The sequence below is a fragment of the uncultured Ellagibacter sp. genome (genome assembly GCF_934643285.1).
GTDB lineage: Bacteria > Actinomycetota > Coriobacteriia > Coriobacteriales > Eggerthellaceae > Ellagibacter.
This window is the reverse complement of sequence record NZ_CAKUBT010000004.1, coordinates 127,297-151,568: the sequence shown is the minus strand read 5'-3', so window position 1 is coordinate 151,568 and position 24,272 is coordinate 127,297. Positions and strand designations below refer to the sequence as shown.

Sequence of the window (24,272 nt, the reverse complement as noted above, 5' to 3'; positions counted from 1 at the left end):
ACTGCGGAGGAAGTCCGTGGGAGGATAGGGCGTTCCGCTCATGGGCGGCGCTTTTTCTTTTGCGCAGGGGGCCGCGGCCCGGGGGGCGTGCCCGGGGCCTGCGGCCCCCTTTCTTTTGCGCTCGGGGTTTCTTCCCCGTGTTCGTGCTGGGAGCGTCTGCTCGGACTCCGGCCGAACTCAATCGTTGCTTATTTCTTTTACGGTATCCTGCTGCGGGTTTTAACCGTTCGCGCGCTTCTTGCGGCCATTATCGGGCATTTACGGTGAAGACGCCGTCTCGTTCCCATTCAGTTTCATTTCGTGAAGTACAATAATCCAGTTTGAGTCACATACCCAATCAGTGGGTTTGATAGCGCATATCGAGGAGCTTATTCAATGACGGACTTCAAGAACGAGTTTTGCATGCATACCGCGACCTGCGGTGAGCTGCGCAAGAGCGATGTTGGGCGTGAGGTTGTGCTTACCGGCTGGGCTTGGCACAATCGCGACCATGGTGGATTGATCTTCTGCGACCTTCGTGATCGTGAAGGTTATACGCAGGTCGTTGTCGACCCCGATTGCGTCAGCGAAGAGGAGTTCCATATCGCCGAGCATCTTGGCCGCGAGTATGTTTTGAAGATTGCCGGTCGCGTTCGTGCGCGTGGCGAGGGTGCCGAGAACCCTAACATGGTCACGGGTGAAATCGAGGTTCTCGCGACTTCCGTCGAGGTCCTCAATACTTCTGTGACGCCTCATTTCTCCATCGAGGACGGCATCGAGACGGACGAAACCACCCGTATGAAGTGGCGTTATCTCGACCTTCGTCGCCCTGAGATGTATGCGAACCTTCTGCTTCGCCACAAGGTTGCCCAGGCAATGCGTCAGGCTCTCAACGAGCGCGGTTTCATCGAGGTTGAAACTCCGATTCTTGCAAACTCTACTCCTGAAGGCGCGCGCGATTACCTCGTGCCTTCCCGTCCGAACCCTGGCAAGTTCTATGCTTTGCCGCAGTCTCCGCAGCAGTTCAAGCAGATGCTCATGGTCGGCGGCATCGAGCGTTATTACCAGATTGCCCGTTGCTTCCGCGATGAGGACTTGCGCGCTGATCGTCAGCCTGAGTTCACCCAGGTCGACATCGAGATGTCGTTTGTTGAAGAGACCGACGTGATGGATCTGATGGAAGGCGTTTTCCAAGAAGTCCTCGGCGCTGCAGGCGTCGAGCACGAGTTCCCTCTTCAGCGCATGCCGTGGAAAGAGGCGATGGAGCGTTTCGGTTGCGATCGCCCCGATGTCCGCTTCGGCATGGAGCTCGTCGATCTGACCGACCTTATCAAGGACTGCAATTTCAAGGTGTTTACGGGCGCTGCTGCCAATGGCGGTGTTGTGAAGTGCATCAACGCGAAGTCTGCTGGCAACTGGTCGCGCGGCGAGATTGAGAAGCTTGCCGACATCGCTGCCGCAAATGGCGCGAAGGGCATGGCGTGGATTGCCTACACCGACGCTGATACCGATCTTGTGGGCAAGAGCCCCATCATCAAGTTCCTCGGCGAGGAAACGCACAATGCGATTAAGGAAGCCGCAGGCGTCGAGCCGGGCGACCTGCTTCTCTTCGCGGCCGACACCTTCGATACGGCAAGCGCCGTACTCTCCGCGTTGCGCCTGCATATGGCCGATGCTCTCGGTATCGAGCGCAACGGTCATGCTCTTCTGTGGGTCGTCGACTTCCCCATGTTCCGCTACGACGCGGACGAGAAGAAGTATGCCGCCGAACATCATCCGTTCACGATGATTCCTGAAGAGGATTGGGACAAGATCGAGTCCGATCCGCTTGCCTGCTCGAGCTATAGCTACGACATCGTCATGGACGGTTTCGAGATGGGCGGTGGGTCTATCCGTATCCATAATGCAGAGCTGCAGAAGCGCGTGCTTCGTCGTCTTGGCGTGGAAGATGATCAGATGGAAGAGAAGTTCGGCCATCTGATCCATGCGCTCGAGCTTGGCGCTCCGCCGCATGGTGGCATCGCTCTTGGCCTTGACCGTCTGGTCATGCTGCTCGCGGGCAAGCAGTCCATCCGCGACGTCATCGCTTTCCCGAAGACTTCGAGCGCATCCGACCCGATGACGGGCGCACCGAACGAGGTTACCGGTCGCCAGCTCAAGGAAGTCAACCTGCGACTTCTCTAGGTTCGGATTTGCCTGACGGCAAACCCGACCTGTCGACGCTGCGGGCCCGTCGGGCGGTCCAGCTGGCGCTCCAAAGATTTGCAGGTTCGGCTTTGCCTTGCGGCAAACCCGGCCCGTCGACGCTGCGAGCCCGGCTGACGGCGCAGCTGGCGTTCCAAAGATTGCTCACGTACTCAAGGTACGCTTCGCAATCTTTTCGCGCCATCTGCACTCGTCAGCTGGGCTCTCGCTGACTTTAGGGCGAAAGGAGGCAGGTGTACGCTCCTGCTTAATGGGATAGTGCCTACCTCTCGCTGGCTTGAGGGCGGATAGAGCGTTCTCCCAACGCCTCTTCCCATCATTTGAAAGGACCCTTATGAAAACTCTGCGGCCGTATCCTCGGGCGACCATAACGCTGAAGGGCGAACATGCCTTGGAGAAGGGGCATCCTTGGGTGTACGAGGCGGAGGTTGTCTCGCTTGAGCCGGCGCCGGGCGAGGCTGCAGTTGCCAACGGCTCGATCGTCGACGTCGTGAGCCGCAAGGGGTCGTATCTGGGGTCGGGCTTGCTGTCCGAGAAGAGCAAGATTCGTATTCGCCTCATTACCCGCAATGCGAACGATCGCTTCGACCGTGCCTTTTGGAAGCGAAAGGTACAGTGGGCGTGGAATTACCGGAAAACGGTGATGGGCGCCGATGCAAGCGCATGCCGCGTTCTGTTCTCCGAAGCTGACGGATTCCCCGGCCTTGTCGTCGATCGTTTCGAAGACGTCCTCGTGGCTGAGACGCTTTCGGTGGGGATGGAGCGTTTGAAGCCGATGATCTTCCCCGCGCTTCTCGAAGTGTTGGCCGAAGATGGCATCGCGATTCGCGGACTCTATGAGCGCAACGACGCCTCGACCCGCTCGCTCGAAGGACTCGCTCAGACCGCGGGATGGTTTGCGGGCGCTGTGGAGGATGTGGCCTGCTCGCTCGACCCGATTGATCCCAGCCAACCCGAGGCTGCGGTGTTCGGTCCCACGACGACGCAGATTGTGGAAAACGGCGTTCGCTACGAGGTTGATTTCGAGAACGGACAGAAGACGGGCTTCTTCCTCGACCAGAAGTACAATCGGCGTGCCGTCGCGCAGCTCGCGGCGGGAAGACGCGTTCTTGATTGCTTCACGCACACGGGCAGCTTTGCCCTGAATGCCGCCCATGGCGGGGCTGAGTACGTGAACGCAGTCGATATCTCCGAGCTTGCCGTCGCTCAAGCGCGCAAGAATGCCCAGCTCAATGGGCTTGACGGCAAAATGGACTTCACGGCGGCGAACGTTTTCGACCTGTTACCCCAGCTTGAGGCGGCGCACGATCGTACCTATGACTTCATCGTGCTCGATCCGCCTGCGTTCACGAAAAGCCGCAAGACCATCGATTCGGCGGCCCGCGGCTACAAGGAGATCAACTATCGCGCGATGAAGCTGCTGCCTCGTGGAGGCTATCTCGCAACGTGCAGCTGCAGCCATTTCATGGATACGGAGCGCTTCCGCCGCGTCGTGTCCTACGCCGCGCAGGACGCTGGCGTCCAGCTGCGCCAGATCGAGGAGCGTCAGCAGGCGCCTGACCACCCGATTCTGTGGGGCGTTCCTGAAACGGACTACCTGAAGTTCTTCTTGTTCCAGGTGGTGTAGAGAGGCCGCCCGCTGATGGAAGCCTCGCGTTTCCTTCATGACAGTTTGTTGACAGCCTGACGCCTTCGCGGCATCTGCACAACTTATGCGTATCATTGACCCTGTTCAACGAGTTCGAGGCGTTCTAACTCGCGTCCCGAGCAGATTTGAGGCCCGTGCATCCCGCGCGGGCCTCCTCGATTATTGGCGAAGGCGGGTGCACATTCGGATGAAGGGTTTTCTCGAGCGGATGCAGTGGAAGATGGCGGGAGCCATGCAGGGAAGGCGCGGCGCCGACTCCCTGTCGAATACGCTGGTCGTTGCAGGCATCGTCTGCCTGGTGCTGTCGGTTCTCCCCCATATGGGCATGTTCTCGTGGCCTGCGCTGGCGCTTTTGGCCTATGCGCTCTTCCGCACCTATTCGAAGAACATCGCCGCGCGTGATCGCGAGAACGAGGCGTTCCTGCGCGCGACTGAGAAACCTCGTCGCGCGCTTTCCATCGGACGGAAGAAATGGGAGAACCGCGAGACCACGCTGTACTTCAAGTGCAAGGGCTGCGGGCAGGAGCTTTCGGTCCCGCGCGGCAAAGGAACGCTTCGCGTGGTGTGCCCAAAGTGCAAGACCGAAACCGTGAAGAAGTCGTAGCAGCGTATGTTCGGCTACATCATGGCAGATGAGAAGCAGCTTTCTCCTGAGGAGGTTGCCCGTTACCGCAAGGTGTACTGCGGTGTTTGCCATTCGCTGAAGGAGCAGAACGGCCAGCTGTGCCGCATGACGCTCACCTACGACATGACGTTTCTGGCGCTTCTGCTGAACTCGCTCTACGAACCGCTCGAGCACGAGGATTCCGCGCGATGCGGGGCTCATCCCACCAAGCCCCAGCCGTTTGCGACGAGCGAGTGCACGGAATATGCCGCCGATGCGGCGGTGCTGCTCGCGTACCACAAGCTCATGGATGATTGGCATGACGATCGCAAGGTCTCGCGGCGGGCGATGGCGCAGGCGCTTTCCTCGGCCTATCGTGCGGCGTCGGCAAGGCGGCCTGCAGTTGCCCAGGCCATTGAGTCGGGCATGGCCGATATCCGCGCGATCGAGCAGCGTGGGGACGAATCGCTCGATGCGGCCGCCAATCGCTTTGGCGCGATTTTAGGGCGTGTGTTCGCGTATCGGGAGGATTTCTGGGCAGGCGAGCTGCGCCGCATGGGGGCATGGCTCGGCAAGTTCGTGTACCTCATGGATGCGGTCATGGATTACGATGAGGACCTGAAATCGGGCAGCTACAATCCGCTTGTTGCAGCTGGCGCGGTGCCCGGCGATGTTTCGGAGGGGCTTCGCTCGATTGCGGCTCAGGCGGCGCAATCGTTCGAGCGCTTGCCGCTTGAGCAGGATATTCACATTCTTCGCAACGTGATGTACGCGGGGATATGGGGGCAGTATTGCGGAAAGTTCGGCGATGCTGCCCATGATGATGGCGAAATGACGCCGGCGGCTGCAAGGGCCGCCGACGGCGATGATGGCGAATAGGGAACGCAATGGCAATGGACCCGTATAGCGTACTCGGTGTGTCGAGGGATGCCTCGCAAGACGAGGTGAAGAAGGCATACCGCAGGAAGGCGCGCGAGAACCACCCCGATTTGAACCCCAACGATCCGAACGCTGCCGAGCGGATGAACGAGATTAACGAGGCGTACGATCGCATCATGAACCCCGAGAAATACGCCGCTGCCGATCGCCGTGCCTCCGCGGCTTCGGGCGGGGCTGCTGGCGCCTCGTCGCAGGGCACGTCGGGGTATGCGGGGTACGGCGGAGCGAATCCCTTCGGCGGCTCCTCGGGCGAGGGGTCGTATGGCGGCGGCTCGTACGGGGGCGGCCAACAGGGCAACCCCTATACCTCAGCCGGCCCCTACGGTTGGGCGGGAGGCTTCGGCTTCGATTTCGACGACTTTTTCGGCTACGGCGCCTCGACGGCGTCCGGCCCGATTCATCCCGAAGCGAATGCGAGCGACCCTGCGGAATTCCGCGCGGCAATCGATCTGATCAACTCGGGAGATGCGGCGCAATGCAAGCGCGCTGCGGATATTTTGGCCACGGTTACGAGCGCTGGGCGCAACGCCCGATGGTATTACCTCTCGGCGTTGGCGAACAACGGCGCGGGCAACACGGTGATGGCGCTCGACCAGATCAGGCGCGCCGTTCGCATGGACCCGAACAACGCCGACTACCAGCGTGCGTACCGCACGTTCCAAAGCGCGGGGCAGTCGTACACGCAGGAACAGCAGACGCGCGGGTTCACCATCTCCGCAATCGACCCCACGACGCTGTGCTGCGGTTGCTGCATGCTTCAGCTGTGCCTGCAGCAGTTCATGCGCTACGGGTTCATGGGATTTTAGGCTGATGGCGGCCCATCGGCTGACGCAATGCGCCTCGCTTTCTGGCGTTGGTGCGGCTTGGGAGATTCAACTCGTTCTCTCGGAAGGAGACTGATATGGCAACTATCGGGATTGACTTGGGCACGACGAACAGTTGCGCCGCGGTGGTCGAGGGCGGCAAGCCGACCATCATCCACAACGCCGAGGGCTCTCGTACGACGCCGAGCGTCGTCGCGTTCACGAAAGATGGCGAGCGTCTCGTCGGTGCGACGGCATGCCGTCAAGCGGCAATCAATCCCGATCGCACCATCTCCTCGGTGAAGCGCCACATGGGAAGCGACTGGCGCGCGAGCATTGACGGGAAACGATTCACGCCGCAGGAAATTTCCGCGATGATCCTCCGCAAGCTGCGCCGCGACGCTGAGGCGTTCCTCGGTCAGGAGGTGACGCAGGCTGTCATCACCGTCCCCGCCTACTTCAACGATATGCAGCGCCAGGCCACAAAGGATGCGGGCCGCATCGCGGGACTCGACGTGCTGCGCATCATCAACGAGCCGACGAGCGCGGCGCTCGCATACGGGCTCGACAACGGCGATCCGCAGAAGGTGATGGTCTACGACTTGGGCGGCGGCACGTTCGATGTGTCGATCATCGAGATCGGCGAGGGCGTGATCGAGGTGCTTGCGACTGCGGGCGACAACCATCTGGGTGGCGACGACTTCGACGAGCGTGTCGCCGATTACCTGTTCGGAATCTTCAAGCGGGAAACGGGCGTTGACGCGAGTCGTGATTCCGCTGCGGCGCAGCGTGTGCGCGAGGCGGCGCGCCAGGCAAAAGAGGAGCTGTCCTCTATGGAGACAGCGCGCGTGAACCTGCCGTTCTTGGCGCAGGGCGCATCCGGTCCGCTTCATCTGGAGGCGCAGGTCACGCGCTCGGAGTTCAACCGCATGACCGCCGATTTGGTCGAGCGCACCGAAGGCCCCGTGTCCCAGGCGCTCAACGACGCGGGCATCGCCGCCTCTGAGCTGGGAAGCGTGCTGCTCGTCGGCGGGTCGACGCGCATTCCGGCGGTTCAGGACAAGGTTCGCTCCCTTACGGGGAAGGAGCCTTCGTCGTCGATCAACCCCGACGAGTGCGTCGCCGTGGGCGCGGCCATCCAGGGGGCCACGCTCGCGGGGTCTTCGACGGGGCTTGTGAAGGCGAACTCCATCCTGCTGCTCGATGTGACGCCGCTTTCCCTTTCTCTTGAGACCGTCGGCGGCGTGGCGACGCGCATCGTGGAGCGCAACACGACGCTTCCCGTGCATTATTCGCAGATCTTCACGACGGCGGCGGCCTTCCAGACGAGCGTGGAAATCAACGTGCTTCAGGGCGAGCGCCCGATGGCGCGCGACAACAAGTCGATCGGCAAGTTCCGCCTGAAAGGCATCAAGCGCGCTCCCGCGGGCGTTCCCCAGATCGAGGTGACGTTCGGCATCGACGCGAACGGCATCCTCACGGTTTCCGCGAAGGACAAGGGGACGGGCAAGGAGCAGTCGATCACGATCGACGAGTCGGGCCGCATGTCCGACGAGGAAATCGACCGCGCTATTCGCGATGCGGAAACCTACGCGGCGCAGGACGCGACGCGCCGCGACGCGATGGAGGTGCATGCGGAGGCGGCGCGCCTGGTCCAAGAGGTGGACGCGGCGCTCGCAAAATCTGGCAAGCAGCTGGAGAAGGAAGAGAAAAAGCAGGTCAAAGCCGATTCGAATGCTCTTCGCAAGTTGCTTTCGAAGAAAACCGAGAAGCTGGAGGAAACAGACATCGCGGCAATCCGCTCCGCCAAAGAACAGCTCGACCGCTCAAGCGAGCACGTGAGGTCTTTGGGGTAGAAGCAAGCCCGGCGCGCGGGGGAGGCTCCACGCGCCGGGCTTGCTCAAGGGGAATCGCCAGGCGATCTCCCTTGGCGGTAAGTTAGGGAAGGATGCGCCGGCTTACGGGGTGCGGCGGGGAACTTTGCCGGGGCGGCTTTCCAGGGGCTAGGGAAGCCGCCCCTACGCGCGGATCCTCGCGGTATTAAGCGGCGTCAGTCGAGTTATCCTGCTGCTTGCGGAATTCGCGGCGCTCCCGCTTCGTCATGAGAGATTCGGGCAGCTCACGGCGGCCTTGCTCTGCGAGCTTGCGCATGTCGGTGTCGGCCATGCCCTGCGTGGGGTCGTTTCTGCGCTTGTCGTAGAGCGGATCACCTTCGTCATTCCAGATGCGGTCGGCGACGGGCGTCCATTCTGCGATGGAGTCGTGGCATTTCGCGCAGAGGCTCTCTGCGCTTTCCTTCTCTTGAAGGTCGGTGGAATGCGCACCGGCGCGCTTCACCATGTCGGCGAGCAGCCCTTCGTTTTCCAAGATGGGGCAGGGCTTGAGCAGGTTGTCGTTGAAGGGCTGGCCCTCGTAATACTGCATGAACAGAGGGGAGCGCAGCGCGTCGAGAAGGGTCGCTTCCCGGATGTTGACGTTCGCGTAATGCGCGAACACGCATGGCTCCACGTCGCCTGCGGCGTTGATGTGCAAGTAGCGGCGCCCGCCGGCGATGCAGCCGCCGACGAACTCGCCATCGTTCTGAAAGTCAAGCGTGAACAGGGGCTTCTTCTCGCGCATCTCGCGGATGAAGTGGTAGAGGTGCTCGCGCTGGTCGGCGTGCACCATAAGCGAGGTGGGCGAACCGACGCCAACGGGCATGTACGTGAAGATCCACGCGAAAAGAGCCCCCTTCTCGATGAGCCAGTCGAAGAACTCCTCGCTGGCGATGGAGTTTGCGTTGGCGCTGGTGTAGCAGCACGATACGCCGAAGGGCAGGCCGTTTTCGCGCAAAAGCTCCATGGCGCGGGAAACCTTGGCGTACGTCCCCTTGCCGCGGCGAGCGTCGGTTGCCTCCTCGAAGCCCTCGACGCTGATGGCGGGCACGAAATTTGCGACGCGGATCATATCCTGCACGAACTCCTCGTCGATGAGCGTCGCGTTGGTGAACGACAGGAACGCGCAATCGGGATGCGCTTCACACAGGTTGATGAGGTCGTGCTTGCGGACGAGCGGCTCGCCGCCGGTGTAGATGTAGACGTGGGTTCCCAGCTTGACGCCCTGGTTGATGATGGAGTCGATTTCCTCGTAGGTGAGGTTTTGCTTGTGACCGTATTCTGCTGCCCAGCATCCGGTGCAGCGCAAGTTGCAGGCGCTCGTCGGATCGAGCAGGATGGCCCAGGGGATGTTGCAGTGGTACCGATCGCGCATCGCTTCCTGCTTCGGCCATGCGAGCATGTTCGCGTCAACGACGAACGTCTTGATGAGACGGTCCCTGACCTGGGGATTCATGTCGGTGAGAATCTTCATGATAAGTTGATGCCAATTCGATTCGTCATCGATTGCTTGATGGAAGGCGGCGCGTTGGGTGGGGAACACGTCGTCGGGCGCAACTTTGTCGATCATGTCCATGATCTTCGCGACGTTTCGTTCGGGGTCTTCAAGCAGGTAGTCGATGGTTTTGTTGAGGGCTGCCCGCTTGATCTGGTCGGTTGCTTTCATGATATTGTACCTCCCATAAAATTATTCAACAAATGTGGAATAACTTTCTTTAGCGTGAGTATAGTTCGGTGAAATAAAAATACAAGTGACAAATAAACAACGTTTGTGGTAAAACCTGCAGATGAAGTTAAGCTGTCCATTTTTTTGCGAGGGAGAGACATGGGCGACGTGGGGGAGAAGATGGCGAACGAGATTCAGCCGGCAAAAGAGGGAGCCGCCTGTCGGGAATCCGGGGAGCGCACGGCGCCCGATCGCCGTGTTGTGCGCACGCGAAAGGCGATCCGCCAGGCGTTTTTGACCCTCATGCAGGAGACGGAGTACCAAAAGATCACCATCACCGGGATTGCCCGCGAGGCGGACATCGACCGCAAGACGTTCTATCTGCACTACCAGTCGGTCGAGGATCTGGCGAACGAGATCGTGCAGGACGAGGCGGACCGGATCGTGCGCACATGCCTGGACTCCCTCGAGAGCAGCGACGACGGCGAGAACGTGGTCGACCTGTTCAAACGGCTTTCGATGGGGCTGGCGCCCGACCTGAAGAGCATGAAGCTCATCGCTTCGCACACTCCCTACGAGCTCGTTTTGAAGAAGCTGGAATCGTCGCTTACGGCATCGCTTATCGAGCAGGACACGCTTGGCCTGAAGAAGCTGGGTCCATATCTCGATTTCTGCGTCGCGTATTTCAGTGCGGGGCTCGTGGCGGTGATCCGCCGCTGGATCTTAGACGAGTCGGAGATTCCCCTCGAGGATATCGCCCAGGTGACGCACTCGCTCGTCCATAGCGGTCTCGATGGCATCGTGCGGACTGTGGCCGAGGGCGGCGTAGAGGAATAGCCCGCGTCCCTTGTGTCCGTTTGCGCGGCTGAGCTGTGTGCATTTGGTTTAAGGCCCGCTCGCGTCATGCCAACTCGCGTATACTGGGGACAACTTGAATTGAGCATTCTGAATGGGGCGGGGCGGCGACATGTTCCGAACCTGGTCAGGTCCGGGAGGAAGCAGCCATAAGGGGCCTCTGACGAGCGCCCTGTCCTATTCAGAATGCTTCATCTTGCAGGCGGCCACGAGCCGCCTGCTTGCTGCATGGGCCTCTTCTTATAAGGACGCTATGGACATCATCAACTTCTTCGTCAGTCTCCTTTCCGACCCCCGATCGGCGATTGCAGGGTGGATTGTGGCGCTGGGCGCCGCATGGGTGTACACCCCGTTGTTCCTGATCGTGTTCGTGGAGACGGGCCTTGTGTTCTTCCCGTTTCTGCCGGGTGACTCGCTCCTGTTCGCGGCAGGCGTCTTCTCGGCTGACGGGGGCGGTCTGCACCTGTGGGCGACGCTTATCGTGTTCTACGCCGCCGCCATCTTGGGCAACACGTCCAACTACTGGATCGCCCGCTTCTTCGGTAAGCGCATCATCGACTCGGGGAAGATCAAGGCGCTCACGCCCGAGCGCATGGCGAAGCTCGACCACTTCTTCGAGCGCTACGGCGGGCTGACTATCGTGATCACGCGCTTCATGCCGTTCTTTCGCACGTTCGCCCCGTTCATCGCGGGCACCGGCCACATGAATTTTGGCAAGTTCACGCTGTTCAACGCGATTGGCGGCATTTCTTGGGTCTCTCTGTTCGTATTGGTGGGATACTTCTTCGGTGGCATTCCGTTTGTGCAAGAGCACTTCGAGATTATTGTTTTGGGCATCGTCGCGGTATCGGTGGCACCTGCGTTTATCGGTGCGGTGAAGGCTGCGATGAGCTCGAAGAAGGGCAACAAGCCCAAAAACGCCAAGCACGCGAAATAATGCCGCTCGGCTATCCGCGCGATGTCATCTCGAAGAAAATCTAGCAACCGAGCTTCTATCGATACGACGAACTCTTTCCGGGAGCGTCCGGCAACCCCGGGCGCTTCTTCTATAATGGAGCGAAATGAACCGGGCGCCTTGCGCGCCGCATACGAATGCGAAGGACTCGTGCGATGTCGGAAGCTTTATACCGCAAATATCGCCCCCAGACGTTTGAGGACGTGGTGGGCCAAGAGCATATCGAGCGCACCATCAAAAATGCCATTGAGCAGGACAAAGTAAGTCACGCATACCTGTTCTGCGGCCCGCGCGGCACGGGCAAGACGACCACTGCCCGCCTGCTTGCGAAGGCGCTTTTATGCGAGAAGGGTCCGACTGCCGACCCCGACGGAACGTGCGAGGACTGCCAGCTTATCGCCGCGGGAGAGCATCCCGACGTCTACGAGCTCGACGCGGCAAGCCGCACCGGCGTCGACAACGTCCGCGAGGAGATCATCAACCGCGTGCAGTTTGCGCCGACGCGCGGGCGTTACAAGGTCTACATCATCGACGAGGTTCACATGCTCTCGGTGGCGGCGTTCAACGCGCTGCTGAAGACGCTCGAGGAGCCGCCGAGTCATGTGGTGTTCATCCTGGCGACGACCGACCCGCAGAAGGTTCCCGAGACCATCCATTCCCGCTGCCAGCGATTCGATTTCCGCCGCATATCAGCCGAGGCCATGGTCGCGCGCTTGGGTGCGGTATGCGTGTCCGAAGGGGTCGAGTTCGAGGGCGAGGCGCTCGATTTGATCGCGCATCGCGCGGAAGGTGGCCTTCGCAACGCGCTTACCTCCCTCGAGCAGATTATCGCGTTCGGCGAGGGGAAAGTGACGCTTGCGGGCGCCGAGGCGATGCTCGGGTCGCTTGATTCGAGCGAGATGTCCGAAATCATGAATGCGGTCGGCACCCGCGATGCTGCAGCGTGCTTCCGCTGGACGGCACAATACGTGGAAACAGGCGCCGACCTGGCTCGATTCGTGGGCGATATGGCCGAACGCGTGCGCAACCTGTACGTGATGTCGCTTGTGGGCGCCGATGTGGCGCTGGAGGTGTCCGAGTCCGAGCGCCGAGAGCTCACAGGCGAGTTGCCGTTGTTCGGCCCCGATCGCTTGGCGCGCTTGCTCGGCGTTTTGGGCGATCTGTCGGCCGAGTTGAAGACGTCCACCAATCCTCGCCTGTCGTTCGAGATTGCGCTTACGCGCATGGTGCGGCCCGACAGCGACCTGACGCTCGAGGCGCTCGCCGAGCGCGTTGAGGCTCTCGAGTCGGGGTATTCCGCCTGTTCACGGGTGGTTGCTCCGGCCGCCGTCGCTGCTGCTGCTGCGACGGGTGCGTCGTCGAGCGCGGCGCCGGAGCCGAGCGCGCGAGCGCATCGGGAGACGGCGAGCTCGACGGGCACGGCGATGGGCCAGGCAGGCGGGCCGCTTGATTCCCGCCACGCCCGCACCGCAGCAGCCGAAAGGCCGACTTCGCAAGAGGTCGCCTCTCGGGAGGCGGGCTCTCCTGCTGGGGCCTTCCAGGCGTCGGCTGAGGCTGCTCCTGCCGTGAATGCAGCGACGACGACGGCAGCAGCTGAGGCGGCGCCCCGTGAGAACGCTGCTTCGACGGCTGCTGCGGTTGCCGGCGCTTCCGCAGCGTGCGGCACGATTCCCGCCGAGCTTGCGGCCACGCTGCGCAACGAGGCGGCGCTGCAGCGCATCTGGAGCTCGGCTATCGCTTCGCTCAAGAAGAGCAAGGCGGCCTACGGCGTGCTCTTCTTGAACACGAAGGCTGTGCTCGACGAGGGCCGCGGTATGCTCGTCATCGAGTTCCCCGTGGAGAACGCCTTCGCGTTCAACGCCGTGCAGAAGCCCGACGTGCAGGACGCCGTTTCTGCGGCGCTCGCGCAGTCGTGTGGTGCGGCGATCCCGTTCGCCTTCTCGAAGGGCCCTTCTCAGGGTGCAGGCGTGGCAACGGCCCCATCCGCTTCCTCGTCAGGGGCCTCTGCTCGACCGGCGACGCAGCAAGCGCAGCCTCGGGCGTCCCATGCTGAAAGACCAAGCGCCGCTCGCGAGGCCGCGGCTGCGGCGATGCGCGCGGTTCGGGAGCGAGAGGCGGCTGCAGCGTCTGTCGAACCTGCGCGCTCGACGGCTCGACAGCCCGCTTCATCTGCGAATACGCGTCAGGCAAGCCCGCAGGTACGCGAGCAGCAGATGCGGGGCGCCCAGAACGCGGGTGCGTTCGTTCCCGAGTCGGATCCCGTTCCGCTCGATGCGTACGGCGACGCTCCCTACGACGAGCCGGTCCCCTATGGTGACGAGGACGCGTTCGTCGGGGATGCTCCTGCGTATGCTGCTGCGCCGGCTTCCCCTGCGAAACGGCGGGGAGGCGGGGAAGCTCGCCGCTCGCCGGCCGCAGCTTCCTCCGTGCCTGACTTCAACCGCATGGCGCGCGAGGCGGCGGCGCGAATCTCGGGCGCGACGGGCCTTCCCCCCGAGCCGACCGACGCGAACACGTCGGCATCGATCGACGCGACCGGCCCGAATGGCGAGCCTTTGGGCAACGAGTTCGACTCGCCCGATGACCTGGCTGCCGTGCTCGCAGCGGGAGGTTTCGAGGGCTCGCGCGTCGAAGAAGTGAGAGAATAGCCCGACAGGTAAGACGGGTTTCGCCCCGACAACGCGTTTTCGCGCGGGGCGTCGATATGGAAAGAACACTACCAGGAGGAAAAATGGCGAAACGAGGCGGATTCCCCGGCGGCGGCATGGGCAACATGGGCGCTATGATGAAGCAGGCTCAGAAGATGCAGGCCGAGCTTGCGAAGGCGCAGGAGGAAGTGAAGACGATGTCGTTCGAGGCTACGGCCGGCGGCGGCATGGTGAAGGTCACGGCGCTCGGCGACAACACGATCCAGTCCATCGCGATCGACCCCGAGGCTGTCGACCCGGAGGACGTCGAGATGCTCGAGGACATGGTCCTCGCTGCGGTGAACGAAGCGCTTCGCGGCGTCTCCGACATGGCGGCCGCCCGTATGAGCGCGGCGACCGGCGGCATGAACATCCCCGGCTTGATGTAGGCGCTTTTCGTGAACTCCGCACCTGCGATTCAAAAGCTCCTCGATGAGCTCGAGCGCCTTCCTGGTGTCGGGCCGAAGTCCGCGCAACGCATGGCGTATTGGATCTTGAACACCGATCGCGCGACAGCGCTGCGCTTGGCTCAGTCGATCATCGAGGTGAAGGACACCGTGCATTTCTGCTCGCGGTGCTTCAACTATGCGGAAGGCGACGTGTGCGAGATCTGCGCGTCGACCAAGCGCGACAGCGGCATCATTTGCGTGGTGAGCGAGCCGCGCGACATTCCCCCCATCGAGCGCACGGGCGTTTTCGGGGGCGTGTACCATGTGCTCGGGGGTGCGCTGTCGCCCCTCGAGGGCATCGGCCCTGATGACTTGCATGTGGCCGAGCTTATGGCGCGATTGGGCAGCGAGGACGTGAGGGAAGTGGTGCTCGCGACCAATCCCAACGTCGAGGGGGAGACGACGGCGTCGTATCTTGCGCGGCTCATCAAGCCTTTGGGTGTGAAGGTGACGCGCTTGGCGAGCGGCTTGCCCGTCGGCGGCGATTTGGAGTTCGCCGACGAGGTGACGCTCGGCCGTGCCCTCGAGGCGAGGCGCGAGCTCTAGCGCTTAGGGGCGGCGTTTATCGGGCAAGGGTGGCAGGCGGTTCCGGCGATGACCCTTGATGGGCTGCAAATCGGGACACGGTTGCTTCGTGGGCCAAACTTCAGGTCCTCGAAATGGCAAAAAATAAAGGCTCGCGTTTGCGAGCCTTTATTTGCTTCGTCCAACAGTGAGGAACCTGTCCCCTCCAAAAACAGGATTCTCGCTGTTGCCGAAGTCCGAACTGCGTAGTAGGTCGTTGCATAGTATAGCATCATTTGGCCGAATGCGCGCGACTCTTTTCATCCCGCTTGAGTGATGCGCCTCACCTCGTGCGATTGCGCGATTGGTACCCCGCTCAGCCTCTGGGGATGGTGAAATCGAGCGAATAGGTCGAAGCGTGTGCACCTGCCAGGCGAGGTGCATACTCCTTGCTGCTCCCTTCAGTGATATACTTTCGCCTTACGGAATAAAGACGGGAGAATCTCAATGGTCAACGTGCCGAGCCCGGCAGTCTCGATCGTCGGGCGCCACAATTCGGGGAAAACGACCCTCATCGTGAAGCTTATCGAAGAGCTTGTTGCTCGGGGGCACGACGTGGGAAGTGTGAAACATCACAGCCACAAGGGCTTCGACATCGACTATCCAGGCAAGGACTCCTACCGCCATCGTGAGGCGGGCGCTTCGGAGACTGTCATCGCAGCGCCAGGGCAGATCGCCCGCATGAAGACGCTCAAGGGCGAGGCGGAATGCTCCGACATCGTGCGAAGCATGCCGGGCCACGACATCGTCGTCGTGGAGGGCTATCGCAAAAGCGGGTTGCCGACCATTGAGCTCATGCGTTCGGGCAACGAGGCGGACCAGCGCGTCGCCGAGGCGTTTGCCTTGGGCGCGGAGCGCGGCTGGGCGCTTGGGACCGACTTCACCCAGATTGCGAAATGCCTTTTCACGCCTGAAGGCGAGCGCATCGAGGGCGCGGAGGAGGCTTTGGACGACAACCTTCGCAACGACGGGGAATGCGCTGCGCAGGCGCCTGCGGACGAAGTTCTCGACGAGCTGGCGGCTGCGGCCGCGGCTGCGGAAGATGGCATCCACCCCGACCTCGTGCGCAAGATGCCCGGCGTGAACACCGTTGCCATCGTGACCGATATTCCTCGCGCAATCGAGGCTGCGGCGATTTACGGCATTCCCGCGTTCGATCTTAACGACACGATTGCCCTCGCTGATTTCGTGGAATCCCATTTCGTGCGCCCACGCGTGACGGTGGTCATCCAGGCAGGCGGCGAGAGCCGACGCATGGGCCGCAGCAAAGCGACCGTCCCGTTTTTGGGTCGTCCGCTCATCTGCCGTCTGATCGAGCGCTTAAGCCCTGTGGCTGACGACCTGGTCATCACGACCAACGAGCCCGACAACCTGACGTTCCTGCATCAGGAGTTTCCGCAGCTCAATATCCAACTTGTGTGCGATATCTTCTCAAGCCGCGGCGCGCTGCCGGGTCTGTACACCGCGCTCCAAGCGGCGCGCAACCCCTATGTCGCCATTGTGGCGTGCGATATGGTGTTCGCGTCGGGCGCTCTCGTGGTCGCCGAGGCGCTGTGCATGAACGAGACCGGGGCCGACGTGGTCGTTCCTGTGAACAAGCACGGTTTCGAGCCCTTCCACGCGATGTACCGTCGCATGGAGTGCCTGCCCGCTGTGCGCCGTGCGCTCGATCGCGGCGAGAAACGCGCGCAGTCGTTTTTCGGGGACGAGTCTGTGGTCGTCCATGAGTTTCCCCAGAGCAAAGTGCTTGAGGCGGAGCCGATGGGCGGCTGCTTCATCAACGCGAACACGCCTGATGAGCTGCATGCGCTCGAAGACATGGTGATGGAGGGCTAGCTTCTCCATCGAGGGGATGGCGCCTCGCCGCAGGTGCGGGGCCCGCGAAAGGCAGTGATCTTAGAATGCCGAACCTTTCTGACATAGCCGATGTTGCCGAGGCTCTCGGAGGCAAGTCGGTCCTCGTGGTCGAGAAACGTTGCGTGGCGGTGCGCAACCGCCATTCGACGTGCCGCAAATGCATCGAAGCGTGCGTTGCGGACGCGATCTCGGTCGGCGACAACAGTGTGAAGATAGATGCGGAGGCCTGCGTTTCCTGCGGCGCCTGTACGGTCGTCTGTCCCACCGAGGCGCTCGTTCCCGTCGAGCCTGCCGATGTTGAGCTCGCCAGCGCTGCTGCCTCGGCTACACGTGCGCTCGGCGGCAGCCTCTCCGTGTTCGCATGTGCCCGCATGGCTGCGCGCCGAGAGGGCGATCCCGACAAATACGTGTCCGTCCCCTGCCTTGCGCGCATGGAGGAAAGCCTCCTCTTGCAGCTTGCGTCCCACGGCGTGGGCGATGTGGTGCTCGTCGACGGAACGTGTTCGACCTGCAAGTTCGGCGGTACGAGCGAGGGCGTCACGGCGACGGTTGAGTCGGCGAACTCCCTGCTCGAGGCGCAGGGGTCGAGCGTCCGCGTTCGCCGCGCCTCGGAGTTTCCTCCCGAGGCGGTCGAGACGAGCGGGCGTAAGTCGTTCGCCGCGGCGCGCCGCGGGTTCTTCTCGCAGGCGGGCGGTATGGCGAAAGACGCCGTGAAGGTCGCGACGGAGAAGGCGCTCGACGAGACGCTCGGCAAGCAGAATGAGAAGAAGGAGTTGAACCTTCGCGAGCTGCTCCGCCCCGACAAAGATGGTGGGCTGCCGCAATTCGAGCCTTCGCGGCGAATGAACACGCTCGACGCGATGGACGCGATCGGTCAGAGCGTCGTTCCCGAAATCGAGACGCGCCTGTTCGGAAGCGTATCGATAGACGAGTCGAAGTGCCGCGCGTGCGGGATGTGCACCGTGTTCTGTCCGACGGGGGCACTTAAGAAAAGCGAGGAGAAGCCCGCTTCGGGAGAGGGCAGCTACTTGGAGTTCCAGCTGATGGAATGCGTGCAGTGCAATCTGTGCGCCGACACCTGCCTGCAGAAGTGCATCACGGTCTCCAATGTGATCGCCACTTCCGAGCTCTTCGACTTCGAGCCGCGGCTTATCCATCTTCCTGATCCTCCTGCTCGCGGAAGCCTGCTCTCGCGCCTGAAGTCGACGGGCCGATAACGCGCGCCGTCAGCGAGCGGCCCTTCCTGTGGTCGTATTATTTCGACCGCTTGCGCGATGGGCGGCTTTCTGTGGTATACTGACAACACTTTAGCGCAGTAAAGTGCAGTAGCACAAACAGGGAAGGGCACCGTGCGCGACGAGCGAACGCGGTGTGCGAAGGAAGGAATCTCATGAAGAAACTGAAGGTAATGGTAGCAGCGGTATGCGCCCTCGCCTTGGCGGCGTGCGTGCTGGCCGGTTGCTCCTCCAACACCGCTTCGAACGACAAGAAGGACGCGGCTGCGACCAGCTCGGACAAGACGACGCTCATCGTCGGCTTCGACCAGTCGTATCCGCCGTACGGCTTCGTCGGCAACGACGGCAACTTCACCGGCTTCGACCTCGACCTTGCTGCCGAGGTTGCCAGCCGCAACGGCTGGGACATCCAGCTCGAGCCCATCGATTGGGACGCGAAGGACACGCTCCTCAACTCTGGCGCCATTACCTGCATCTGGAACGGCTTCACCATGGAAGGCCGCGAGAACGACTACACCTTCTCCGATCCCTACATGCTGAATGCCCAAGTTGTCGTTGTGAAGAAGGGCAGCGGCATCGAGAGCCTCGCCGATCTTGCCGGCAAGAACGTTATCACGCAGACTGACTCTGCTGCTTACGATGTGCTCGCGGGCGACGAGGCGACTAAAGCCGACCTTAAAGCCACCTTCGCCTCGCTTGATACCATCGGCGATTACAACACCGCCTTCATGCAGCTCGAGTCCGGCGCCGTCGACGCTGTGGCCTGCGACCTCTCCATCGCGCAGTACCAGATGAGCGCCAAGCCCGATGCCTATGTCCAGCTTCCCGAGGACCTTTCCTCCGAGCACTACGCGGTCGGCGTGAAGAAGGGCAACACCGAGCTTGCCGATGCGATCACCAAGACGCTCAAGGAAATGAACGAGGACGGCACCATCGAGAAGCTGTGCGAGAAGTACGCGGAGTACGGTCTGTCCTACACGAACTGGATCCTCAAGTAGCCAGTCGATAAGTTAGTTTGCCTGCGGGCATAATTTCCCGCAGGCAGGTGAAAATCGCGGACGGGGCAACCTGTCCGCGATTCGTGTTGCAATAAGAAAGAGGTTGCCGTGGAAATTGGAACCATGCTTTCCATGCTCGGGCAAGGCTTCGTCGTAACCTTGCAGATATTCTTCCTGACGCTGGTGGGGTCGCTGCCGCTTGGCGTGGTGGTGGCGCTTGCGCGCATGAGCCGCGTGAAGCCGATTGCCTGGATCATGAAGTTCTACATTTCCGTCATGCGCGGAACCCCGCTCATGCTGCAGATGTTCTTCATTTACTTCGCTCCCTATTATATTTTCGGAATCCCCCTGAGCATGGAGTCGAAGTTCTCCGCAACGATCGTCGCGTTCATCATCAACTACGCGGCCTACTTCGCGGAAATCTACCGCAGCGGCATCCAGTCGATCCCGCGCGGACAGTACGAGGCCGCCGAGGTCTTGGGCTATTCGCGCCTCCAGACGTTTATGAAAATTGTGCTGCCCCAGGTCATCAAGAGGATTCTTCCCGCTATGGGCAACGAGATCATCACGTTGGTGAAAGACACGTCGCTCGCGTTCGCCATCGGCGTGGCGGAGATGTTCTCGACGGCGAAGGCGCTCGTCGCCTCGCAGGTGAGCATGCTGCCCTTCGTGTTCGCAGCGGTTTTCTACTGGGTATTCAATTTCGTCGTGGAAGTGGTTCTCGGGCGCGTCGAGAAGAAGATGGGTTATTACCACGATTAGCCGTTGGGAAGGTGAGGTTTGGCAATGCCTGAAGATAATGTGCTGGTAAAGCTCGAGCACGGTAAGAAGAGCTTTGGCGATGTCGCGGTGCTCAAAGATATCTCGCTCGAGGTTCGCAAAGGCGAGGTCGTCGCCATCATCGGCCCGTCGGGAGGCGGCAAGTCGACGCTTCTGCGATGCATGACGCTGCTCGAGACGCTCGATGCCGGATCGCTTTCCTACGGCGATCTGCCCGTGGCTATAGATAACGGGGCAGGGCATGCCGTCTATGGCGGCAAGGATGTGATGAAGCGGGCGAAATCGCGCTTTGGCCTGGTGTTTCAGAACTTCAATCTGTTCCCGCACTATTCGGTGATCAAAAACGTTACCGACGCGCCGGTCAGCGTGCAGAAGCGTCCGCGCGCAGAGGCGCTCGAGCGCGGGCGCGAGCTGCTCGCGAAGATGGGCCTCGCCGACAAGGAGGACATGGTTCCCTGCGAGCTTTCCGGCGGTCAGCAGCAGCGCGTCGCGATCGCCCGTGCGCTTGCGATGGATCCTGAGGTGCTTTTCTTCGACGAGCCGACGAGTGCGCTCGACCCCGAGCTCACGCGCGACGTGCTCAAAGTCATCCGCGACCTGGCTGCTGAGCGCATGACCATGGTCATCGTGACGCACGAGATGACTTTCGCCCGCGACGTGGCGGACCGCATCATCTTCATGGACGAGGGCCTGGTGGTTGAGGAAGGCCGCGCCATGGACGTGATCAACAACCCGCAGCAGGAGCGCACGCGCGCGTTCTTAAGCCAGTACCAGCAGGGATAGGGAAGTCGCGAGAGTGCCAGGCGCCCGCAAGCGGATTGAAGTTGCTTGCGGGCGCCGGCTGCTTGCAAGGCGCTGAGTGCTCGCGAGGCGTCGTGTGCGCACGAAGGTCGGGAGCGCACAAAAGGATAGCTCCCTGCGCCTTAGGGGGTACACCCAGAGGTGTATCTGCGTGGTGCAACGATGACGATTGCGCCACGTTTCAGGAGCTCTTCAGGATGGCGTGGTAAGGTTTGCTCAAGAACCCGATGCGGGCGAAGGAGCAAACAACATGAGCGATTACAACGAGAACAATCAGGGTGGATACGACCCTCAGTCAACCAGCCAATCGTTCGGCCAGGGGACGGGCGACGCGCCGACCCCCCCGAATTCTTACTATCATTACCAGGGCGCAGGCCCGGGTGGTGCGGCGGGGACGAATGCCACGGCGCCAGTCAACCCCGCGTCTCCCTATGCGCAGCCGGCGGGTGCGCACAACGCGCAGGCGTACGCTGCGAAGCAGGACGCAAAGCCCAAGAAGAGCCATTCGGGCGCGAAGACGTTTGGAATCGCGTTCGCGGGCGCTGCGCTTGCATGCGTGCTTGTGCTCGGCGGCGCCGGCGTTGTCAATACAGTGACGAGCGGCTCCCCGTCGGGCTCGACCACGGTGCTCGGCGGCACGTCTTCCGCATCCACGAGCGGCAGCGCCGACGAGAACGCGACGCTTGCGGAAAGCGTCTCGCAGAAGTGCCTTCCCTCCGTGGTGGCGATCGACGTGTACACCAACCAGCAGAGCGGCTACTACGGCTATAGCACGGGCAGCTCTCTGACCGAGACGTCCCTCGGCAGCGGCGTGGTGCTTTCCTCCGACGGCTACATCGTGACGAACTATCACGTCATCGAGGGTGCCGACGCCCTGAAGGTCACCATCGAGGGCGAGGAATACGACGCGGACATCATCGGCTCCGACCCCAGCTCCGACATCGCGGTCATCAAGGCGAAGAACGCTTCGGGGCTGACCGCAATGGAGCTGGGCGATTCCGACGATCTGACGGTGGGTGAGTGGGTCATGTCGATCGGCAGCCCCTTCGGCCTTGAGCAGTCGGTGGCGACGGGCATTGTGTCGGCTACGAATCGCTCGCAGATCATGGACAACTCTTCCGACTCGTACCAGTACGGCCAGCAGCAGTCGAGCACCACGACGGTCTACACCAACATGATTCAGACCGACGCCGCCATCAACCCCGGCAACTCCGGCGGCGCGCTCGTCGACAAGGACGGCAAGCTCATCGGCATCAACACGCTGATCACGTCGTATTCCGGCAACTACTCGGGCGTCGGGTTCGCCATCCCGGTGAACTATGCGGTCAACTTGGCGCAACAGATTATCGAGGGGAAGACGCCGACGCATGCGCAGCTGGGCGTGTCCCTGTCCACGATTAACGCGCAGACGGCCCAGCGCTATGGCTTCTCGGTGGATGAGGGCGCCTACATTGCGGCGGTGAGCAGCGGTTCCGGCGCTGACTCCGCAGGCCTAAAGGTGGGCGACATCGTGACCGCCTTCGATGGCAAGAAGGTCTCCTCCGCGAGTGATCTTATGCTCGCCGTGCGCTCGAAGAACCCGGGCGATACGGCCACCGTCACGATCAACCGCGACGGGCAGAGCCAAGACGTGCAGGTGACGCTGGGGTCGGACGAGAGCTCGCAGGCGAGCGCGGGCTCAAGCTCGGGGTCTAGCAGCTCGAACGGTTACGGGTCGAACGGCGGCACGCTTGAGGATCTTCTGCGCCAGTACGGTTACGGCGGCGGTTCCAAATCGAGCGGAACGAGCGCTGATGCGGGATCGGGCGCGATCGCCCAAGCTGCATAAGCGGGCAACGAGCAAATTGGCACGGTTTCGGCCGCGCGGGAGCAAACTCCGCGCGGCCTTTTTCGTTCGAGGTGACGGAAAAGGCGTGCAGTTACAGCTCCGAGGCTTTAGCTGCGCATCGATTCGGGTAAGATGATTCGAAATGGTTAAATCAAACGCAGAAAAAGGGGTTTCGATGGCCAACGAGTACCAGTACAAGCGTGTGCTTCTGAAGCTTTCCGGCGAGGCGCTCGCCGGCGATTTGGGTTACGGGATCGATCCGAAGGTGGTCGATGACCTGGCCGACGAAATCGCGGAAATCGTGCACGACGGTGTTCAGCTCGCTGTCGTCGTGGGCGGCGGCAACATCTTCCGCGGCGTTTCGGGCGCGACCGAGGGCATGGACCGCGCGCAGGCCGACTACATCGGCATGCTCGCCACGGTCATGAACGCGCTCGCCCTGCAAGATTCCTTCGAGCGCCACGGCGTGTTCTCGCGCGTGCAGAGCGCCATCAACATGCAGGAAGTTTCCGAGCCCTACATCAGGCGCCGCGCCATCCGCCACATGGAGAAGGGCCGCGTCGTCATTCTCGCCGCAGGTACCGGCAACCCGTACTTCACGACCGACACCACCGCTGCGCTGCGCGCGTGCGAGCTCGACGTCGATTGCCTCATGAAGGCCACGAAGGTCGACGGCGTCTACGACTCGGATCCCAAGGTCAACCCGGACGCGAAGCGCTTCGATTCCATCAGCTACATGGAGGTGCTCAACAAGGGCCTTCACGTGATGGATTCCACGGCGACGTCGCTTTGCATGGACAACAAGGTTCCTATGATCGTCTTCGACCTGACGGTGAAGGGGAACATTTCTCGCGCGCTCAAGGGCGAAGCGGTAGGAACCACGGTAGAATAACGGCAACGGCCAAGCGGGGGCGAGACCTTCGCGGGCATGCTATCGGCGGCGACGCCGCTCGAAGGGGACGAAAGGAGCTCAGATGAGCATTGACGACATTAAGGCGCAGGCCGAAGACCGCATGGGCAAGGCCCTCTCGGCGCTGCACGACAACTTCTCATCGGTGCGCACGGGGCGTGCGAACGCGATGGCGCTCGACCGCATCAAGGTGGACTACTACGGGGTTCCCACTCCCGTGAACCAGATGGCCGGCGTGAAGACGCCCGATGCCCACATGCTCGTCATCGAGCCGTGGGACAAGACGACGCTGAAGGCCATTGAGAAGGCGATTCTCGAGAGCGACCTGGGCGTGACGCCCTCCAACGACGGCACGGTTATCCGCCTGCCGTTCCCCGCGCTCACCGAGGAACGCCGCCGCGAGCTCGTCAAGCAGTGCAAGGCGTACTCCGAGGAGGCGCGCGTCGCCATTCGCAATATCCGTCGCGATGCGAACTCCGCGGTCGAGAAGTGCATCAAGGAAGACAGCCTGCCCGAAGACGAGCAGCGTCGCGCCGAAGGTGCCATCCAGAAGATCACCGACAAGTTCATCGCCGAGGTCGACGAGTCCTTCAAAAAGAAGGAAGCGGAGGTCATGGAAGTTTAGCCCCCTTTGA

The 24,272-nt window shown here is 61.7% G+C and carries 20 protein-coding genes and 1 other RNA gene; 20 read left to right on the top strand and 1 reads right to left on the bottom strand.

The window, feature by feature from the left end; translation table 11 throughout:
* The first annotated feature begins 375 nt into the window (after window positions 1–375).
* From aspS to dnaK, 6 genes are all read left to right on the top strand, one after another.
* The gene (gene aspS, locus Q0I65_RS04110) at window positions 376–2,163 is read left to right on the top strand and encodes an aspartate--tRNA ligase (RefSeq protein WP_296060196.1); all 1,788 of its coding nucleotides are present in this window, start codon (window positions 376–378) and stop codon (window positions 2,161–2,163) included.
* Window positions 2,164–2,518: 355 nt separating this feature from the next.
* Window positions 2,519–3,811: a class I SAM-dependent rRNA methyltransferase gene (locus Q0I65_RS04105; protein ID WP_296060193.1), complete on the top strand. Its 1,293-nt coding sequence runs from the start codon at window positions 2,519–2,521 to the stop codon at window positions 3,809–3,811.
* 208 nt (window positions 3,812–4,019) lie between these two features.
* Window positions 4,020–4,436 carry a hypothetical protein gene (locus Q0I65_RS04100; RefSeq protein WP_296060190.1) on the top strand — a complete coding sequence of 139 codons (417 nt, stop codon included), beginning with the start codon at window positions 4,020–4,022 and terminating at the stop codon, window positions 4,434–4,436.
* Between the two features lie 6 nt (window positions 4,437–4,442).
* Window positions 4,443–5,315: a DUF5685 family protein gene (locus Q0I65_RS04095; RefSeq protein ID WP_296060187.1), complete on the top strand. Its 873-nt coding sequence runs from the start codon at window positions 4,443–4,445 to the stop codon at window positions 5,313–5,315.
* Window positions 5,316–5,329: 14 nt separating this feature from the next.
* Window positions 5,330–6,181 (top strand): J domain-containing protein, encoded by an 852-nt coding sequence (locus tag Q0I65_RS04090; RefSeq protein ID WP_296060184.1) that lies wholly within the window; start codon window positions 5,330–5,332, stop codon window positions 6,179–6,181.
* A gap of 95 nt (window positions 6,182–6,276) precedes the next feature.
* A complete protein-coding gene (gene dnaK / locus Q0I65_RS04085; protein ID WP_296060182.1) occupies window positions 6,277–8,034 on the top strand; it encodes a molecular chaperone DnaK in 1,758 nt (585 codons plus the stop codon).
* Window positions 8,035–8,218: 184 nt separating this feature from the next.
* On the opposite strand, the gene Q0I65_RS04080 is transcribed toward dnaK, so the two are convergent.
* A complete protein-coding gene (locus tag Q0I65_RS04080; RefSeq protein WP_296060179.1) occupies window positions 8,219–9,718 on the bottom strand; it encodes a radical SAM protein in 1,500 nt (499 codons plus the stop codon).
* Between the two features lie 159 nt (window positions 9,719–9,877).
* Here Q0I65_RS04080 and Q0I65_RS04075 point away from each other — a divergent pair, with 159 nt between their 5' ends.
* The 14 genes from Q0I65_RS04075 (at window position 9,878) to frr (ending at window position 24,262) form a co-directional block, all read left to right on the top strand.
* Window positions 9,878–10,555, top strand: a complete 678-nt coding sequence (locus tag Q0I65_RS04075; RefSeq protein ID WP_296060176.1) for a TetR/AcrR family transcriptional regulator — start codon at window positions 9,878–9,880, stop codon at window positions 10,553–10,555.
* Between the two features lie 109 nt (window positions 10,556–10,664).
* Window positions 10,665–10,760, top strand: an RNA gene (gene ffs / locus Q0I65_RS04070) — signal recognition particle sRNA small type.
* Between the two features lie 66 nt (window positions 10,761–10,826).
* The gene (locus Q0I65_RS04065) at window positions 10,827–11,510 is read left to right on the top strand and encodes a VTT domain-containing protein (protein WP_296060173.1); all 684 of its coding nucleotides are present in this window, start codon (window positions 10,827–10,829) and stop codon (window positions 11,508–11,510) included.
* Between the two features lie 173 nt (window positions 11,511–11,683).
* Window positions 11,684–14,176 (top strand): DNA polymerase III subunit gamma/tau, encoded by a 2,493-nt coding sequence (gene dnaX / locus Q0I65_RS04060; RefSeq protein ID WP_296060172.1) that lies wholly within the window; start codon window positions 11,684–11,686, stop codon window positions 14,174–14,176.
* A gap of 83 nt (window positions 14,177–14,259) precedes the next feature.
* Window positions 14,260–14,604 carry a YbaB/EbfC family nucleoid-associated protein gene (locus tag Q0I65_RS04055; RefSeq protein WP_276998256.1) on the top strand — a complete coding sequence of 115 codons (345 nt, stop codon included), beginning with the start codon at window positions 14,260–14,262 and terminating at the stop codon, window positions 14,602–14,604.
* A 9-nt stretch (window positions 14,605–14,613) separates the two neighbouring features.
* Window positions 14,614–15,210 carry a recombination mediator RecR gene (recR, locus tag Q0I65_RS04050; protein WP_296060161.1) on the top strand — a complete coding sequence of 199 codons (597 nt, stop codon included), beginning with the start codon at window positions 14,614–14,616 and terminating at the stop codon, window positions 15,208–15,210.
* Between the two features lie 465 nt (window positions 15,211–15,675).
* Entirely contained in the window at window positions 15,676–17,064 is a 1,389-nt protein-coding gene (mobB, locus tag Q0I65_RS04045) for a molybdopterin-guanine dinucleotide biosynthesis protein B (protein ID WP_296060158.1), read from the top strand.
* A gap of 65 nt (window positions 17,065–17,129) precedes the next feature.
* Window positions 17,130–18,302 (top strand): 4Fe-4S binding protein, encoded by a 1,173-nt coding sequence (locus Q0I65_RS04040; protein ID WP_296060155.1) that lies wholly within the window; start codon window positions 17,130–17,132, stop codon window positions 18,300–18,302.
* A gap of 173 nt (window positions 18,303–18,475) precedes the next feature.
* Window positions 18,476–19,318 carry an amino acid ABC transporter substrate-binding protein gene (locus Q0I65_RS04035; RefSeq protein ID WP_296060151.1) on the top strand — a complete coding sequence of 281 codons (843 nt, stop codon included), beginning with the start codon at window positions 18,476–18,478 and terminating at the stop codon, window positions 19,316–19,318.
* A 108-nt stretch (window positions 19,319–19,426) separates the two neighbouring features.
* Window positions 19,427–20,080, top strand: a complete 654-nt coding sequence (locus tag Q0I65_RS04030) for an amino acid ABC transporter permease (protein WP_296060149.1) — start codon at window positions 19,427–19,429, stop codon at window positions 20,078–20,080.
* Window positions 20,081–20,104: 24 nt separating this feature from the next.
* The gene (locus Q0I65_RS04025; RefSeq protein WP_296060146.1) at window positions 20,105–20,881 is read left to right on the top strand and encodes an amino acid ABC transporter ATP-binding protein; all 777 of its coding nucleotides are present in this window, start codon (window positions 20,105–20,107) and stop codon (window positions 20,879–20,881) included.
* A 268-nt stretch (window positions 20,882–21,149) separates the two neighbouring features.
* Window positions 21,150–22,727: a trypsin-like peptidase domain-containing protein gene (locus tag Q0I65_RS04020; protein WP_296060144.1), complete on the top strand. Its 1,578-nt coding sequence runs from the start codon at window positions 21,150–21,152 to the stop codon at window positions 22,725–22,727.
* A gap of 175 nt (window positions 22,728–22,902) precedes the next feature.
* The gene (pyrH, locus tag Q0I65_RS04015) at window positions 22,903–23,619 is read left to right on the top strand and encodes a UMP kinase (protein ID WP_158049653.1); all 717 of its coding nucleotides are present in this window, start codon (window positions 22,903–22,905) and stop codon (window positions 23,617–23,619) included.
* Between the two features lie 82 nt (window positions 23,620–23,701).
* Window positions 23,702–24,262: a ribosome recycling factor gene (frr, locus tag Q0I65_RS04010; protein ID WP_296060142.1), complete on the top strand. Its 561-nt coding sequence runs from the start codon at window positions 23,702–23,704 to the stop codon at window positions 24,260–24,262.
* Window positions 24,263–24,272 lie beyond the last annotated feature (10 nt).

Excerpts from the sequence above, each read along its gene's own strand:
- aspS (WP_296060196.1), top strand. The coding sequence starts at position 376 with ATGACGGACTTCAAGAACGAGTTTTGCATGCATACCGCGACCTGCGGT.
- Q0I65_RS04105 (WP_296060193.1), top strand. The coding sequence starts at position 2,519 with ATGAAAACTCTGCGGCCGTATCCTCGGGCGACCATAACGCTGAAGGGC.
- Q0I65_RS04100 (WP_296060190.1), top strand. The coding sequence starts at position 4,020 with ATGAAGGGTTTTCTCGAGCGGATGCAGTGGAAGATGGCGGGAGCCATG.
- Q0I65_RS04095 (WP_296060187.1), top strand. The coding sequence starts at position 4,443 with ATGTTCGGCTACATCATGGCAGATGAGAAGCAGCTTTCTCCTGAGGAG.
- Q0I65_RS04090 (WP_296060184.1), top strand. The coding sequence starts at position 5,330 with ATGGACCCGTATAGCGTACTCGGTGTGTCGAGGGATGCCTCGCAAGAC.
- dnaK (WP_296060182.1), top strand. The coding sequence starts at position 6,277 with ATGGCAACTATCGGGATTGACTTGGGCACGACGAACAGTTGCGCCGCG.
- Q0I65_RS04080 (WP_296060179.1), bottom strand. The coding sequence starts at position 9,718 with ATGAAAGCAACCGACCAGATCAAGCGGGCAGCCCTCAACAAAACCATC.
- Q0I65_RS04075 (WP_296060176.1), top strand. The coding sequence starts at position 9,878 with ATGGGCGACGTGGGGGAGAAGATGGCGAACGAGATTCAGCCGGCAAAA.
- Q0I65_RS04065 (WP_296060173.1), top strand. The coding sequence starts at position 10,827 with ATGGACATCATCAACTTCTTCGTCAGTCTCCTTTCCGACCCCCGATCG.
- dnaX (WP_296060172.1), top strand. The coding sequence starts at position 11,684 with ATGTCGGAAGCTTTATACCGCAAATATCGCCCCCAGACGTTTGAGGAC.
- Q0I65_RS04055 (WP_276998256.1), top strand. The coding sequence starts at position 14,260 with ATGGCGAAACGAGGCGGATTCCCCGGCGGCGGCATGGGCAACATGGGC.
- mobB (WP_296060158.1), top strand. The coding sequence starts at position 15,676 with ATGGTCAACGTGCCGAGCCCGGCAGTCTCGATCGTCGGGCGCCACAAT.
- Q0I65_RS04040 (WP_296060155.1), top strand. The coding sequence starts at position 17,130 with ATGCCGAACCTTTCTGACATAGCCGATGTTGCCGAGGCTCTCGGAGGC.
- Q0I65_RS04035 (WP_296060151.1), top strand. The coding sequence starts at position 18,476 with ATGAAGAAACTGAAGGTAATGGTAGCAGCGGTATGCGCCCTCGCCTTG.
- Q0I65_RS04025 (WP_296060146.1), top strand. The coding sequence starts at position 20,105 with ATGCCTGAAGATAATGTGCTGGTAAAGCTCGAGCACGGTAAGAAGAGC.
- Q0I65_RS04020 (WP_296060144.1), top strand. The coding sequence starts at position 21,150 with ATGAGCGATTACAACGAGAACAATCAGGGTGGATACGACCCTCAGTCA.
- pyrH (WP_158049653.1), top strand. The coding sequence starts at position 22,903 with ATGGCCAACGAGTACCAGTACAAGCGTGTGCTTCTGAAGCTTTCCGGC.
- frr (WP_296060142.1), top strand. The coding sequence starts at position 23,702 with ATGAGCATTGACGACATTAAGGCGCAGGCCGAAGACCGCATGGGCAAG.